Raw genomic sequence first — 14,037 nt, 5'->3', positions numbered from 1 at the left:
GTGCTCTATTGGCTGTTCAAATACGTCCTGATCGGCCCGGTCCTCTGGCTGTTCGGGCGGCCGACGATCGAGGGTCAGCACCACATCCCCAAGAAAGGGCCGGTGATTCTTGCCGGCAACCATCGGGCAGTCGTCGACTCGTTCTTCCTGGTTCTCATGGTGCGCCGACGCATCACCTTCGTCGCGAAGAGTGAATATTTCACCGGGACCGGTGTGAAGGGCGCGATGCAGCGCTGGTTCTTCGGTGGGGCGGGGCAGGTGCCGATCGACCGTAGCGGCGCCGACGCCTCTCGTGCGGCGTTGGACACGGCCATCGGGATTCTCGACAAGGGTGGTGTCTGGGGGATCTACCCCGAGGGAACACGATCACCCGACGGTTGCCTGTACAAGGGAAAGACCGGAGCGATTCGAGTTGCCTTGGAAACCGGGGCGCCGGTCATTCCCGTCGTCGTACACGGCGGCGACGCAGTCAACCCGCCGGGTACGCGGATGTGGCGCTTCAGCAAGGTCCGGATCACGGTAGGGGAGCCGATCGACTTCTCTCGGTACCGCGAACTTCGTGGCTACCAGGCCGTCGTGCGTGCGGCGACGGACGAATTGATGGCAGTGCTCTGTGACCAGTCGGGGCAGGAATACGTCGATGTCTACGGCGCGGACGTCAAATCCGGCGATGCCGCCTGAGTGACCCAGTACGGTCGCTGTTGGACGTGTAACCAACAGGAGGATTGTGATGGCGGGCAAGTGGGGCATCGAGCACGCAGTTTTTGCGGCGGCGACGGCAGCGACAGTGGTTGGGGCAGTAGTCGGTAACGAGCGGGTTCAGCAGATCGCGAAGCCGTTGATCGCACCCGCTCTGGCCGCCCGAGTGCTGCGCAAGCGCGCGGAGACGGAAACTGCCGATACCGCACTGCTTCTGGCCGGTCTTGCCGCTGCAACTGTCGGCGACGTGTTCATGATCGACCCGGACAACGATGCTCGTCTGATCAAGGGCGCGTCCTCGTTCGCGGTGATGCAGGCCAGTTACTCGGCGATCCTGCTGCGGCGCGGCGCTCGGCCGACCCGCGCTGCCCTGCGGCCCCGCATCAGCGGTTGGTCGACGGCGTCCGGACTGCTCCGTGCCAAGGCCCCGAGCGTGTCGACGCCGCTCACCGGATACGGATTGATGTTGGGAACCACCTCGACGTTGTCGGCGGACCCCGCTCTGGCACCGCAGTCAAAGGCCGTGCTCGACGTAGTCGTCCCGAACAAGGATCGACGCTCCTGGCTCGGATTGGGCGGAGTGCTCTTCACCGCATCCGACGGACTGATCGTCGTGCGTCGTCTGTTCATCCGCGGGACCGCCGGCCGCGCTGCTGCCGAGGGAGTGATCCTGGCGTCGTACGCGGGAGCGCAGCTGATGCTGGTGGAGGGCATGTTGGCGCTGGGGCGCAAGAAGAGCGTCTAGTCTTTCACGGGCACAGCATGATTCGGTCTCGGTTCTTCGGGTCCACCATGACGGTGACCGTGGATCCGGGAGTGATCTTGTCTTTGTACTCGGGTCGGATCTCGTACTCGATCCGGCCCGAGTACGAATCGGAACCTGGAACCGTGAGGTGGAGTGCGAGCTTGGCCAATTCGCCGTCGACAGTTCGGCGCAGGGGTGTGACGGTGTCGATTCGTGCCCACCCTTCGAGGCCGTGCTTTTCGAGTTTGCGCTCGGCGCGGGTCGGGCGGTTGGCCCATGCCATTCCGAATCCGAGAACCGAGCCGAAAGCGGCGAGCAGCCCGCCGATCTGATAGGGCAGCGTGCCAGGTGGGGTGTGCTCGACCAGCCATCCGAGCCACACGGCGAGCACGATCAGATACCCCACCGCGATGAAACACACGGTGTGTACGACGCGACGGTGATTCATCAGATTTCCTCCACATCCAGGATAGCCTGACCGGATGAGCGAACCGAACGTCTTCATCACCGGTGCTGCGGCTGGAATCGGGCGGGAGACGTCGCTGTTGTTCGCGCGCAACGGATACCGCGTCGGCGCGTTCGACATCGACGACGCCGGCCTTGCCTCCTTGAAGGCCGAGATCGACGGTTTCGGTGGGAGCGTCGTGACGGGTGTCCTGGATGTCACCGATCCGGCGGGATGGGCGCAGTGTCTGGCCGATTTTGCCGGGGAGTCCGGGCGTCTGGACATCCTGATCAACAATGCGGGCGTGCTCTCGTCGGGACGGTTCGAGGATATTTCTCTTGCGGCGCATCGCCGAATGGTCGACATCAACATCACCGGCACCCTCAACGGCACGCACACGGCTTTCCCGTACCTCCGCGATACCGTCGGCGCCCAGGTGGTCAATCTGTGCTCCGCTTCGGCGATCTACGGCCAGCCCGAACTGGCGACGTACGGTGCAACCAAGTTCGCGATCCGCGGCCTGACCGAGGCGCTCGATCTGGAATGGGCACAGCACGACATCCGTGTTCTCGCGCTCTGGCCGTTGTTCGTCCAGACCGCGATGGTCACTGGAATGGACACCGGAGCCACCAGATCGTTGGGTATCAAGCTGACTGCAACCGACGTCGCGCAGGAACTGTGGGCGGCCACACGCGGCGCCGGACGGATGCACAAGGTTCACTACCCGGTCGGAACTCAGGCGAAGCTCTTCCTCAGCGCGTCGCGGTTCTCGCCCGCGTGGCTCTCACGGCTGATGAACAAGCGCGTCACCAGCACTTAGTCGACCACACGATAGAGTGCACTGTCGGCTGTTGCTGGGCCAAGATGACGTGTGTGGAGGTAGTCGGGTGGTTCGTGTTCGGGTGGGGTTCGTCTTGTTGGGCGTCGGGTCGGCGCTCGTGCTCGCAGGGTGCGGCGGGGAGGCGGATTCAGCGCCGACCGTAGCGGCGCAGCCCAGTTCGTCCACCACTACCGCAGTGCCGACGACAACCACCACCGTCGCGCCCGTCGTCCCCACGACCACCGAACCACCGACCACGACGCTGCCACCGACGACGACACTCACGGACGTGCAGTTCGAGCGCAACGAGTCGTACTACTTCACCACTCCAGACGGAAACTTCCAGTGCGGCATCATCAAGTTGCCCACCAGAATCGAAGCCGGGTGCGAGGGAACGACCACTCCCGTTCCGCCGCGGCCGGAGAGCTGCATGGTCAACTGGGGCAACGGTATTCGCGTCACCGACGAGGGTGAGGGTGCTTTCATGTGTTCGGGCGGAGAGGTGTACACCTCTGGCGGCCCCGACGCCGATCCGGTGTTGGCGGCCGGTCAACCGCTGAGCAAACTGGGTTTCACCTGTACGACCACCGCGACAGACGTCTCGTGTGTCAACGATCAGACCACGCACGGCTTCACCGTGGCTGCAGATTCCAACGAGGTGTTCTGATGACCGAAGTCGCAGCCGACGATGTGTCCGGCGGGGCCGGTGAACCGGGACCCACCGAGTGGGGCGAGAATCCCAACGGCGTCGGACCCTGGGCCGAGGAGCACGACACGGAACCGCCGACCGACGAGCGCTACGACCCGGTACTTCTGGCCGAGGGTGATCGTCGAAACGTCTTGGACGAGTATCGGTACTGGACGCGGGAAGCGATAGTCGCGGATATCGACTCGCGCCGTCACACGATGCATGTCGCCATCGAGAACTTCGCGCACGACGCCAACATCGGCACGGTGGTCCGCACGGCCAACGCGTTTGCCGCGGCCGCGGTCCACATCGTGGGGCGTCGGCGCTGGAATCGGCGGGGCGCCATGGTGACCGATCGATACCAGCACATCGTTCACCACGCAGACATCAGCGAACTCGTCGAGTACGCCCGTGAGAATTCACTCACGATCGTGGCCGTCGACAACACCCCGGGGTCGGTGCCGCTGGAAACGGCAAGCCTGCCGCGGGAGTGCATCCTGCTGTTCGGTCAAGAAGGCCCCGGAGTGACCGATCATGCGAAAGAGGTTGCGTCCATGACGGTCTCGATCGCACAATTCGGTTCGACTCGCAGCATCAACGCCGGTGTCGCGGCCGGCATCGCGATGCACGCGTGGGTACGTGAGCATGCCGATCTCGCCGATTCCCGCTGATCTCGCTCGCGAATTCCGGCTAGCGTGTAGCGCCTCGACCAGACAGGATAGGTAGTTATGCAGGAAGTGTGGGCAGAGCGGGCCGATGCGGCTGAGGGCGCGATAGTCAGTCGTCACCTTCGGCGCCTGTGGGGAATGCCCCGGACAGCACTCGGCGTGGTTGCCTGGCCTGCTGTTCGACGCGAGCGGATGTTCAAGCCGTGGCACTACTGGTGGCAAGCACACCTGCTCGATACTGCGATCGACGCACTCGAACGTGACCCGACCCCCAAGCGTCGTCGCCGGGTCGCGAAGGTTGCCCGCAGTGTGCGGGTCCGCAACGTCTCGGCGTGGACCAACAACTACTACGACGACATGGCGTGGCTGGGCCTTTCGCTCGAACGTGCGCAACGCATGTTCTCGGTCGATCACCGAACCGCGGTTCAGGCGCTCGAATCGCAACTCTTCGATTCGTGGTCCCCGGCCGACGGCGGCGGTATTCCGTGGTGCAAAGGCTCCGATTTCTACAACACACCGGCAAACGGACCCGCCGGAATCATGCTGGCGCGCACCGGAAAACTCTGGCGTGCGCAGGCAACGGCCGACTGGATCGACGAGACGCTGCGGGATCCGGACTCCGGACTGATCTTCGACGGTATCCGCCGCGACGGCACCCTCGAGCGCGCGATCTACTCGTACTGTCAAGGCGTCACGCTGGGGTTGGAAACCGAGTTGTCGACGCGATTGGGCGAACCGCGCCACCGCGAGCGAGTACACAAACTCGTCGACGCCGTGTACGACGGAATGACCGAGTACGGAGTCATCACGGGCGGTGGCGGAGGCGACGGCGGACTGTTCAACGCAATCCTGGCTCGCTACCTCGCGTTCGTGGTGGTGAACCTGTCCTGGGAGACTCACGAGGACCTGCGAGCGCGCGAACTCGCAGCGCAGATCGTTCTCTCCTCCGCGGAAGCTGCCTGGAACAACAGACTGCAGATCGAAGGTCTGCCGCTGTTCGGGCACGACTGGACCAAGGATGCTCAGTTGCCGAGTCTGTCCGGCGACATCGCCACCTTCGCCGCCGGAACGGTGCGCTCGTCGAGCGTGCCCGAGCGAGACCTCTCGGTGCAGGTGGGTGGGTGGATGCTCATGGAGGCGGCCTTTGTCGTCTCGGCGGCTGGATACCCGCGTAAGCGTTAGGCTTTTCCCTCATGGAATCCCGGCACGTGGTCGACACGGACCACGTACGTCTTCACATCGACGTCGGTGGGGCAGGGGCGGACGTTCTGGTTCTCTCCGGCGGCCCGGGATGCGTTCACTATCTTGCTCACGACGAGCTGGTTCCGGAAGGAATGCGCGCGTGGTGCCCTGAGCCGCGCGGAGTCGGCCGGTCCGGTGGCGGCGCTCATACGATGGCGCAGGCCGTTGCGGACCTCGAACTCGTCCGACGCACGTTCGAGATCGACAGCTGGGTCGTGCTGGGGCACTCGTGGGGATCCGACTTGGCGGTGCGGTACGCACTCGACTGTCCGGAATCGGTGTCCGGCGTCGTCGGCATCGCGGGGCACGGCCTCCACAAGGACCGGACATGGTCGAAGCAGTACGAAGCGGGAATCGAGCCGGACCCGCAGATACCTTGGGAACCTGTTGTCTGGCAATCGCTTCAAGAATCGTTCATCGAATGGATCCATGAACCACAGCTGTTTCGGCAGTTGGCCGACTCACCAGTGCCCATGACATTTCTCGCGGCGGCCGACGACATTCGCCCGTCGTGGCCGTTGCAGCAACTGGCCGAGCTCGTGCCTAACGGTAGTTTCGAGGTCGTCGACGGTGTCGCGCACAACTTCTGGCAGTCTCACCCGCTCCTGTGGAGGAAGATCGTCACCGAGGCTTGTGCGGCGCACTCTCGGCTCTCCTGATTTCCACCAGGATCCGCTCCGCGACGGTCTGGTATCCCAGGCTCCGATTGACGGTCAGCATCGGGTGATTCTCCGCGTTCACCGTTGTGTAAATCTTTCGCAGGGAGGGAAATTCATCTGCCAATACAGACGCTTGTTGCTCCTTGACCCACTGAGCGAGACCGTGCCCGCGGTGCTGGGGAAGTACCACGGTGTCGTGCTGCGATGCGTGGGTGCTGTCATGTTCGTCCACCGTCACCACTGTCGCTGCGGCTACTTCGCCGACGCTGTCGTCGACCGCGCAGCACACCAGGAGGACTTGAGAGCCACCCGTCATCTTCTGTTCCCACGATCTGACCTCGTCGGCTCCCCAATTGCGTTCGGGCACCTGCAGTTCAGCGCCCGGCGCGTCGAGGAGTCGGTTCAAAGCCTCCGAGAAGGAGTGGATCAGCCCGTCCGGGGTTCGGTTGCGCCAACTGACGATTCGATAGCCGGGGCGAGCGCTGTGTGCGGTGGGAGCACTGAGGTGCTGGACCTGGTTGGCCAACCGAAGCAACACGCGGTGACCGTCGAACGATCGCAGGAAATGCTCGGCTGCGCTTCCGACGAGCGCCGTCACTCTGATTCTTCGCACGCCGAACCCGGCGATGTCGATCTCGACGAGTTCGGCAAGCGCTCGTCCCACCCCTCGTCGCTGCGCGTGGGGTGTCACGTACATCCGAAACTCTGCGAGATCGGCTTCGGCCGAGTTGCGTCGTGCCTGGGCGATGCCGAGGACCTCGTCGGTGCCGGCGTCGCGTGCAATCCAACGCCGTACATCGGCCGAATTGTTTTCGGCCTCGATCATTTCCATCAGCGCAGTCGCTGTCGGCGCAGTCCCGGACAGGTGACGTTGGCCTTCGGCGAACACCTCACACCACTGATGAAGAACAGTTGCTGTCGCTCCGGACGGTACGAACTCGGCTACAACTACGCGGCTCACCCATGTGACGATACCGACCTGCCCATCCTGAGTTGGAATCACGCGAACCCTAACCCTGTCGGACTGCGGCGGCAGTTGCCAGCATTCAGGCATGTCTGATTCTCCGCGCCAACTGAGCCTCAACGCGTTCATCCACCCCGCCGGTCATCACGAAGCGGCGTGGCGTCATCCGTGGACAACCCCGGAACGTCTGTTCGACGTCACGTATTTCCAGGAGATCGCTCGCACTGCTGAGGCGGCGAAGTTCGACGGAATCTTCTTCGCCGACGGTCCCGCGTTGCGCAGCGACGTCGAGCACGGTCCCGCAGGGACATTGGAGCCGATCACCTTGTTGACGGCCATTGCAGTGGCAACCGAGCGGATCGGATTGATCGCGACGGCGTCGACCACGTACTACGAGCCGTACAACCTGGCTCGGCTGTTCGCCTCGCTCGACCACATCTCGAACGGACGTGCTGGGTGGAACATCGTCACCACGGGTACGGATCTGGCTGCCGCGAACTTCGGGCTGGCCAAGCATCCGGACCACGGCGACCGGTATTCGCGTGCAAGGGAATTCGTCGACGCGGTGGTGCGGTTGTGGGACAGCTGGGAGGACGACGCGATCAGTCTGGACCGGGAGAACGGAATCTACGCGGACAGAAACAAGATTCACGAGATCAACTACGTCGGCCGGCATCTTCGGGTGCGGGGACCGTTCAACGCACCGCGAACGCCGCAGGGATACCCGGTGCTGGTGCAGGCCGGGGCGTCCAACGACGGTCGCGCGTTTGCCGGTCAGTATGCGGAGGCGATTTTCACAGCGCACCAGAGACTTTCCGATGCGCAGGCGTTCTACACCGACATCAAGTCGAGGGCTGCTCAGTTCGGGCGCAACCCCGATCATGTCAAGATCCTGCCCGGAATCAGCCCGTTCATCGGTGACACCGAGGAACAAGCCAAGGCGCTCGAGCGAGAATTCAACGAGTTGACTTCGCCGGAGTACGGGCTCGCGCAACTCGGTGCACTCACCGGGACCGATGTTCGGAATCTGGAACTGGATGCACCGGTTCCTGTCGAATTGTTCGCGGCGGCAGGTGATGTCACCGACAACAAGCAAAGCAGATTGCAGGTGATCGCCGGCATAGTCGAGCGTGAGCGTCCGACGGTTCGGGGACTGCTTCATCGTTTGGCGGGTGCGCGCGGACACCGGGTGTTTGCTGGAACCGCCGAGCAGGTGGCTGACACGATCGAGGAATGGTTCACCAGCGGTGCTGCTGACGGCTTCAACGTCATGCCGCCGTACTACCCGGGTGGACTCGAGATCTTCACCGAGCGTGTGGTCCCGATCCTGCAGGATCGCGGTCTTTTCCGGACCGAATACTCGGGTACGACCCTTCGTGATCATTTCGGTTTGCCGAGGCCCGAGAGCCAGTTCTCGGGTAGTGCCTCTGCAGTGCAGTAGGCCCGCCCGCTGTTGTCGATAATGACAATGGTTACCATTAAGGAATGAAGCAGCTACCGGTAACCGTGCTGTCCGGATTTCTGGGCGCAGGCAAGACCACACTCCTCAACCACATTCTCGCCAATCGCGATGGCCGGAGGGTCGCCGTCATCGTCAACGACATGAGCGAGATCAACATCGACGCGGCCCTCGTCGCGGGCCAGGGTCATCTCGACCGCACGGAAGAGAAGTTGGTCGAGCTGACCAACGGATGCATCTGCTGCACGCTGCGTGAGGATCTGATCGACGCCGTCGGCGCTCTCGCGCGAGAAGGACGGTTCGATCAGTTGGTGATCGAGTCCACCGGCATCTCCGAACCGATGCCGGTGGCGGCCACCTTCGACTGGGAATTCGAGGACGGATTCAGCCTCGGCTCGCTCGCGAAGCTCGACACCATGGTGACCGTGGTGGACGCGTCGACCTTCCTCGGCGAACTGGCAAAAGGCGAACGACTGGACGAGCGCAACCTCGAAGCCGGGGAGGGGGACGGACGCAGCATCTCCGATCTCCTGGTCGATCAGGTGGAGTTCGCCGACGTCATCTTGCTGAACAAAACCGACCTGGTGAGCCCGCGGGCGGCGGGAACCGTCGAGGCGACGCTTCGAAGGCTCAACCCCACTGCTCAGCTGATTCGGACCGACCACGGAAAAGTCACCCTCGATCGCGTCCTCGAAACCGGTCTCTACAACCCGGAACTGGCTGCGCAAGTACCCGGTTGGGACGAGGAGCTGGCCGGCGGGCACACCCCGGAAACCGAGGAATACGGAATACGCAGCGTCACGTATCGAGCCTCGCGACCCTTTCATCCGGCGCGACTCGAGGCTGCGCTCGGTCAGTTCGCGGGACTCTTGCGAAGCAAAGGCTTCTGCTGGATCGCCAGTCGGCCCGAGTTCGCCGCGATCTGGTCGCAGGCAGGCCCCAACCTCGTCATCGAACCGGCGCAACTGTGGGCGTCGGCAGCGGAGGTGCCAGGGCAGGAGATCGTGTTCATCGGAGTGAAACTCGACCCGGCGGCGCCATCACGAATCCTCGATCCGGCTCTGCTGACCGACGACGAACTACGCGAAGGTCCGCGGGCCTGGACTCGCTACGAGGACCCGCTTCCGGCGTGGGACCAGAGCCACCTGCACTGAGCAGACAGCTTCTAGTCGAGGACTTCTTCGACCTCGACGTCTTCGGCCGGTCGGGCCATCTCCTTGCGGTACTGCCAGATTCCCAGCGCAGTACCGATGACCAAGCTGACCATCATCACGATCAGCACGGCGGGCAGCAACCATGGCACGCGATCGAGGAACGAGCCACCGTAGAAACCGAGTAGCAGGAGCACGGGCGCCCAGATGATCGCGCCGATGGTGCTCGCGATGGTGTAGCGCGTGTGGTTCATCTTGGCTGCGCCCGCGACCATCGGGCACAGGGTGCGCACCCACGGAACCCAGCGAGCAATCAGGACCGCCCAGAACCCGTGTTTTTCCAACAGGATGTTCACGCGGTGCAGGTTCTTCTCGGTGAAGTACTTGCCGCCCTTACGGGCTTTGATGTGATTGCCGGTCCGGTGGCCGATGACGTACCCGACCTGGTTGCCGGCAATGGCCGCGATCATCGCACCGACAGACAACGCCCACACGTGGCCCGCGCCGGATTCGTGGCCGGCAAGAACGATTCCGGCTGTGATCAGAAGCGAATCACCGGGGAGAAACAACCCGAGGATGATCGCGCACTCGATGAAGACGAACGTGACGACGATGATCCAGACCAACAGAGGCCCGGCAGTCTCGAGCGGGGAGAAACTGCCGGATGCGAGCGTCATCGTCGTCAGTTCTTCGCCTCGTTCTGCAATCAGGGGGTGGGGTCTTCGGGGACTGTCACCGTCGAATTGTCCGTAGTGGAAGTATTCGCCGTTTCACCACGTCTCGACGCCAGAATTCGCTTCCCGATTTCGAAGACGATCGGCAGAACCGACACCAGGACGATCAAGATGAAGATGTAGTCGACATTGTCGCGGATGAATTCGATCTGCCCCAGGAGGTAGCCGAGCAAAGTCACGCCGGCACCCCACAGGATGCCGCCGACGATGTTGTACGTCAGGAACAGTGAGTACTTCATCTTCGAAGCGCCGGCGACAACCGGAGCAAAAGTACGCACGATCGGCACGAACCGAGCCAGGATAATGGTGATCGGGCCGTGCTTTTCGAAGAAGGCGTGTGACTCGTCGATGTACTTCTTCTTGAAGAACCGCGCGTCGTCCGTCTTGAACAGGGCAGTTCCGCCCTTGGTGCCGATGTAGAACCCGACTTGGTCACCCAGAATCGCGGCGATCGGAATCGTCACCAGGAGCACCCACAGTGGCGCGAACGGTTCGATCTCGGTGGACTTGGACGCCGCGATCAGCCCTGCGGTGAAGAGGAGCGAATCGCCGGGCAAGAGCGGAAACAGCAGGCCTGATTCGATGAAGACCACCAGAAGCAATCCCACCAGAACCCACGTTCCGAAGGAATTCAAGAGGTTCACGGGATCGAGGAAGCCGGGCAGCAAGGCCAGGTTCGTCACGGATTCAGTTGCTGCCTGCACATTCACGGTGGCCAGAGTACCGGCCGAATCTGAGTGTTTCCCACCACCGCAGGTCATCGCGTCGGTGGCGGCAGGCCGAGACCGCAAAGAGACGTGACGAGTCGGACTTGCCATACTGCTAGGACCACACGAAGCGCTTTCACATCGCCGAGCGCTCCGAACGACACGTATATGGAGGACTCCCGCCGTGCCTATCGCAACTCCCGAGGTCTATGCCGAGATGCTTGGTCGGGCCAAGGAGCATTCCTTTGCCTTCCCCGCCATCAACTGTGTCGGCTCCGAATCCATCAACGCAGCCATCAAGGGCTTCGCGGACGCCGGCAGTGACGGCATCATCCAGTTCTCGACGGGCGGCGCCGAGTTCGGTTCCGGTTTGGGCGTCAAGGACATGGTCACCGGCGCTGTTGCGCTCGCCGAGTTCGCACACGTGATCGCGGCAAAGTACGACGTCACCATCGCGCTGCACACCGATCACTGCCCGAAGGACAAGCTGGACACCTACGTGCGTCCGCTACTCGCGATCTCGCAGGAGCGCGTCGACGCCGGTCGTAACCCGCTGTTCCAGTCGCACATGTGGGACGGCTCGGCTATCCCGATCGACGAGAACCTGGCAATCGCCAAGGAACTGCTCGCCCTCTCGAAGGCTGCACGCATCATCCTCGAGGTCGAGATCGGTGTCGTCGGCGGCGAAGAAGACGGCGTCGAAGCCGAGATAAACGACAAGCTCTACACCTCGAGCGAAGACTTCGAGAAGACGGTCGATGCTCTGGGCATCGGCGAACAGGGCAAGTACCTCCTTGCCGCCACCTTCGGCAATGTCCACGGCGTCTACAAGCCGGGCAACGTCAAGCTCAAGCCCGAGGTTCTCGAAGAGGGCCAGAAGGTCGCCGCTGCCAAGCTCGGTCTGGCTTCCGGTTCGCAGCCCTTCGACTTCGTCTTCCACGGTGGATCGGGATCGTTGAAGTCGGAGATCGAGGACTCGCTGAACTTCGGCGTCGTCAAGATGAACGTCGACACCGACACCCAGTACGCGTTCTCCCGTCCGATCGCCGGACACTTCTTCTCCAACTACGACGGCGTCCTCAAGGTCGACGGCGAGGTCGGAAACAAGAAGGCATACGACCCGCGCAGCTACCTCAAGAAGGCCGAAGCAGGCATGACGGCTCGCGTCGTCGAGGCGTGCAACGACCTGAAGTCGGCCGGACGCTCGGTGTCCGCAGGCTGATCGGCTTCACAACTCAGCTACACAGAACAAAATGCGCGCCGACGAATTTCTCGTCGGCGCGCATTTTCTGTTCAGGTGCTTACTTGCTGGGATCGCAGACCTTCCACGTGCCGTCCTGGCGCTCGAGGTCGAACGTGCGCCACGACTGTTCGCCGGTGCTCGGCAAACTTGCCTGGACCTGAGCGATCGCGGTGTCGTCGGTGATGCGCACCGCATCGACGGCTCCGACCTGCGGGATCGTCTTCTGAGCGACGGCATTGTCGTGGACCTGAGCGAACGCCGCGTCCGGAATAGTGCGGTAGTACTCGCCCAGCGCGCCACACGTCGACGTTCGCAGAGTCGCCAGATCACCGGTCTGAAGAGCATCGACGTACGTCGAGATGGCGGTCTGGACCTGAGCTTCGGGTGAGCTTTCACCGCTACCGCTGTTGGACGAGACGAATACGGCGACGCCGATCGCCGCGAGGACGGCGACGCCGGCCGCTGCTGCCGCGATGTACCAACCCTTGCCGCTGCGCTTGGTTTTCTCCGGCGCGGCGGGCTCGATGCGAGTCGGCATCGGCTGAGCCGGCGGTGGGGTCGCTGCGATACCCACACGTTGAGGCGCGGCGCGCTGCGGTGGTTGAGGCGCAGCGCGCTGCGGTGGTGGTGGGGTCGGAGCCTGCCGGGGTGGTGGTGTCGGCTGCGCGGCTTTCGGAATCGCGACGGTGGCAGGCTCCGGCTTGGGCTGGGGTGTCGGTGCTGCTGTGGTTGCCTGAGTTGCCTTGGGGATCGCGACGGTTGGCGCGCTGGCGGCTTTGGCGTCGCCGCCCGCCTTCGAGTTCTTGTCTGCCTTCTGGATCGCCACAGTCGCAGGTTCGGTCGGGGCCGACTTCTCGGGCGCACCTTTCGGTGCTGCGCTCTTTTTCGAGTTGTCGTCTTTCGAGTCCGGCACGGGTAACCCTTCGGTCTTATGCAGCAATGACCATGTCAGGGTAACGACCGGTATGTAGCCTGCATAACTCCGACCGTCGGCGAGGCGGTCCCGTGGCAGAAAGGCGTAGCGGGCACAATGAGCGCATGACCCAATTCGGTGACCTGCTCGGACCCAAGCCCACTCTGCTTCCCGGCGACGACGAGGCGGAATCGGCACTGCTCAACCACGCTGACCCGGCCCAGGTCGCGGCCGACCATCCCACTGCCTCCATCGCGTGGGCCTACCTCGCCGAGGCTGCCCTGGACAAGGGCGAAACCATCACTGCCTACGCCTACGCGCGTACCGGATACCACCGCGGACTCGACCAACTGCGTCGTAACGGTTGGAAGGGTTTCGGTCCCGTGCCCTACAGCCATGAACCGAACCGCGGTTTCCTCCGTTGCGTCGCTGTCTTGGCCAAGGCCGCGAAGACGATCGGTGAAGCCGACGAGTACGCGCGTTGCCTCGATCTGCTCGAAGACTGCGATCCCAACGCCGCCGAAGCGCTTGGCCTCGGTTAGCAGTTTCCGTCCGAGCCGGGCCGGCATCAAGGACCGGGCTCGCAAATCGGTGCGTCGGCTTCAGACGTCGGCGCTACCGATCATTCAATGTGCCTTGGCGGCCGGATTGGCGTGGTGGGTTGCCACCACTGTGATCGGGCACCACGCGCCGTTCTTCGCGCCGATTGCCGCTGTGGTCTCGCTCGGTCTGTCGTTGGGTGCACGACTACGACGCTCGTTCGAGTTGGTTGCGGGAGTCACGGTCGGTATCGGAATCGGTGATCTGATCATCTCCGGTATCGGGAGCGGACCGTGGCAGATCAGTTTGGTTGTCGTGCTGGCGATGTCCGTCGCGGTGCTACTGAACAGCGGGCCGATC

The 14,037-nt window shown here is 63.2% G+C and carries 17 protein-coding genes; 12 read left to right on the top strand and 5 right to left on the bottom strand.

Annotated features, from left to right (window positions below; all coding sequences use genetic code 11):
• Together ACYP01_RS20095 and ACYP01_RS20090 are read left to right on the top strand one after the other, a co-directional pair.
• Positions 1 to 681 carry a lysophospholipid acyltransferase family protein gene (locus ACYP01_RS20095; RefSeq protein ID WP_003944312.1) on the top strand — a complete coding sequence of 227 codons (681 nt, stop codon included), beginning with the start codon at positions 1 to 3 and terminating at the stop codon, positions 679 to 681.
• A 49-nt stretch (positions 682 to 730) separates the two neighbouring features.
• Positions 731 to 1,444, top strand: a complete 714-nt coding sequence (locus ACYP01_RS20090; RefSeq protein ID WP_459681957.1) for a lysoplasmalogenase — start codon at positions 731 to 733, stop codon at positions 1,442 to 1,444.
• A 4-nt stretch (positions 1,445 to 1,448) separates the two neighbouring features.
• On the opposite strand, the gene ACYP01_RS20085 is transcribed toward ACYP01_RS20090, so the two are convergent.
• On the bottom strand, positions 1,449 to 1,892 hold the full coding sequence (locus tag ACYP01_RS20085; RefSeq protein ID WP_007726759.1) for a hypothetical protein: 444 nt from the start codon (positions 1,890 to 1,892) through the stop codon (positions 1,449 to 1,451).
• Between the two features lie 34 nt (positions 1,893 to 1,926).
• On the opposite strand from ACYP01_RS20085, the gene ACYP01_RS20080 reads away from it, so the two are divergent.
• The 5 genes from ACYP01_RS20080 to ACYP01_RS20060 all read left to right on the top strand — a co-directional run bounded on the left by ACYP01_RS20080 (position 1,927) and on the right by ACYP01_RS20060 (position 5,966).
• Positions 1,927 to 2,709 (top strand): SDR family oxidoreductase, encoded by a 783-nt coding sequence (locus tag ACYP01_RS20080; RefSeq protein ID WP_003944309.1) that lies wholly within the window; start codon positions 1,927 to 1,929, stop codon positions 2,707 to 2,709.
• Between the two features lie 67 nt (positions 2,710 to 2,776).
• Positions 2,777 to 3,376, top strand: a complete 600-nt coding sequence (locus tag ACYP01_RS20075) for a DUF6636 domain-containing protein (protein WP_064074646.1) — start codon at positions 2,777 to 2,779, stop codon at positions 3,374 to 3,376.
• Positions 3,376 to 4,068, top strand: a complete 693-nt coding sequence (locus ACYP01_RS20070) for a TrmH family RNA methyltransferase (protein WP_003944421.1) — start codon at positions 3,376 to 3,378, stop codon at positions 4,066 to 4,068. The genes ACYP01_RS20075 and ACYP01_RS20070 overlap by 1 nt, the downstream gene beginning before the upstream one ends.
• 57 nt (positions 4,069 to 4,125) lie before the next feature.
• The gene (locus ACYP01_RS20065) at positions 4,126 to 5,247 is read left to right on the top strand and encodes a glycoside hydrolase family 76 protein (protein ID WP_003944321.1); all 1,122 of its coding nucleotides are present in this window, start codon (positions 4,126 to 4,128) and stop codon (positions 5,245 to 5,247) included.
• Between the two features lie 11 nt (positions 5,248 to 5,258).
• Positions 5,259 to 5,966, top strand: coding sequence for an alpha/beta fold hydrolase (locus ACYP01_RS20060; RefSeq protein WP_037131474.1), 708 nt, complete (start codon positions 5,259 to 5,261; stop codon positions 5,964 to 5,966).
• On the opposite strand, the gene ACYP01_RS20055 is transcribed toward ACYP01_RS20060, so the two are convergent.
• Positions 5,929 to 6,927 (bottom strand): GNAT family N-acetyltransferase, encoded by a 999-nt coding sequence (locus ACYP01_RS20055; protein ID WP_308124360.1) that lies wholly within the window; start codon positions 6,925 to 6,927, stop codon positions 5,929 to 5,931. The two genes, ACYP01_RS20060 and ACYP01_RS20055, sit on opposite strands and share 38 nt — an antisense overlap.
• 91 nt (positions 6,928 to 7,018) lie before the next feature.
• On the opposite strand from ACYP01_RS20055, the gene ACYP01_RS20050 reads away from it, so the two are divergent.
• Both ACYP01_RS20050 and ACYP01_RS20045 read left to right on the top strand, forming a co-directional pair.
• Positions 7,019 to 8,371, top strand: coding sequence for an LLM class flavin-dependent oxidoreductase (locus tag ACYP01_RS20050; RefSeq protein ID WP_063314834.1), 1,353 nt, complete (start codon positions 7,019 to 7,021; stop codon positions 8,369 to 8,371).
• 44 nt (positions 8,372 to 8,415) lie between these two features.
• On the top strand, positions 8,416 to 9,543 hold the full coding sequence (locus ACYP01_RS20045; RefSeq protein ID WP_003944416.1) for a GTP-binding protein: 1,128 nt from the start codon (positions 8,416 to 8,418) through the stop codon (positions 9,541 to 9,543).
• Between the two features lie 11 nt (positions 9,544 to 9,554).
• Here ACYP01_RS20045 and ACYP01_RS20040 read toward each other — a convergent pair whose 3' ends face one another.
• Together ACYP01_RS20040 and ACYP01_RS20035 are read right to left on the bottom strand one after the other, a co-directional pair.
• A complete protein-coding gene (locus tag ACYP01_RS20040) occupies positions 9,555 to 10,217 on the bottom strand; it encodes a DedA family protein (protein WP_003944306.1) in 663 nt (220 codons plus the stop codon).
• 29 nt (positions 10,218 to 10,246) lie between these two features.
• Complete coding sequence (locus ACYP01_RS20035; protein WP_277921643.1) at positions 10,247 to 10,984, bottom strand: VTT domain-containing protein; 738 nt, start codon at positions 10,982 to 10,984, stop codon at positions 10,247 to 10,249.
• Between the two features lie 181 nt (positions 10,985 to 11,165).
• On the opposite strand from ACYP01_RS20035, the gene fbaA reads away from it, so the two are divergent.
• Positions 11,166 to 12,203 carry a class II fructose-bisphosphate aldolase gene (gene fbaA, locus ACYP01_RS20030; protein WP_003944368.1) on the top strand — a complete coding sequence of 346 codons (1,038 nt, stop codon included), beginning with the start codon at positions 11,166 to 11,168 and terminating at the stop codon, positions 12,201 to 12,203.
• Positions 12,204 to 12,282: 79 nt separating this feature from the next.
• On the opposite strand, the gene ACYP01_RS20025 is transcribed toward fbaA, so the two are convergent.
• Positions 12,283 to 13,137 (bottom strand): Rv0361 family membrane protein, encoded by an 855-nt coding sequence (locus ACYP01_RS20025; protein WP_459681949.1) that lies wholly within the window; start codon positions 13,135 to 13,137, stop codon positions 12,283 to 12,285.
• A gap of 125 nt (positions 13,138 to 13,262) precedes the next feature.
• Here ACYP01_RS20025 and ACYP01_RS20020 point away from each other — a divergent pair, with 125 nt between their 5' ends.
• Both ACYP01_RS20020 and ACYP01_RS20015 read left to right on the top strand, forming a co-directional pair.
• Positions 13,263 to 13,679, top strand: coding sequence for a DUF3151 domain-containing protein (locus ACYP01_RS20020; RefSeq protein ID WP_003944361.1), 417 nt, complete (start codon positions 13,263 to 13,265; stop codon positions 13,677 to 13,679).
• Positions 13,666 to 14,037 (top strand): FUSC family protein (locus ACYP01_RS20015; RefSeq protein WP_459681946.1); only part of this gene is annotated, 372 nt, incomplete at its 3' end. The genes ACYP01_RS20020 and ACYP01_RS20015, both read left to right, overlap by 14 nt.

This window comes from Rhodococcus sp. no. 34 (assembly GCF_054589475.1).
Note: the sequence above shows the minus strand (reverse complement) of the source record. Positions and strands in the feature narration are given on the sequence as shown.

Excerpts from the sequence above, each read along its gene's own strand:
- ACYP01_RS20090 (WP_459681957.1), top strand. The coding sequence starts at position 731 with ATGGCGGGCAAGTGGGGCATCGAGCACGCAGTTTTTGCGGCGGCGACG.
- ACYP01_RS20085 (WP_007726759.1), bottom strand. The coding sequence starts at position 1,892 with ATGAATCACCGTCGCGTCGTACACACCGTGTGTTTCATCGCGGTGGGG.
- ACYP01_RS20080 (WP_003944309.1), top strand. The coding sequence starts at position 1,927 with ATGAGCGAACCGAACGTCTTCATCACCGGTGCTGCGGCTGGAATCGGG.
- ACYP01_RS20070 (WP_003944421.1), top strand. The coding sequence starts at position 3,376 with ATGACCGAAGTCGCAGCCGACGATGTGTCCGGCGGGGCCGGTGAACCG.
- ACYP01_RS20065 (WP_003944321.1), top strand. The coding sequence starts at position 4,126 with ATGCAGGAAGTGTGGGCAGAGCGGGCCGATGCGGCTGAGGGCGCGATA.
- ACYP01_RS20060 (WP_037131474.1), top strand. The coding sequence starts at position 5,259 with ATGGAATCCCGGCACGTGGTCGACACGGACCACGTACGTCTTCACATC.
- ACYP01_RS20050 (WP_063314834.1), top strand. The coding sequence starts at position 7,019 with ATGTCTGATTCTCCGCGCCAACTGAGCCTCAACGCGTTCATCCACCCC.
- ACYP01_RS20045 (WP_003944416.1), top strand. The coding sequence starts at position 8,416 with ATGAAGCAGCTACCGGTAACCGTGCTGTCCGGATTTCTGGGCGCAGGC.
- ACYP01_RS20040 (WP_003944306.1), bottom strand. The coding sequence starts at position 10,217 with ATGACGCTCGCATCCGGCAGTTTCTCCCCGCTCGAGACTGCCGGGCCT.
- ACYP01_RS20020 (WP_003944361.1), top strand. The coding sequence starts at position 13,263 with ATGACCCAATTCGGTGACCTGCTCGGACCCAAGCCCACTCTGCTTCCC.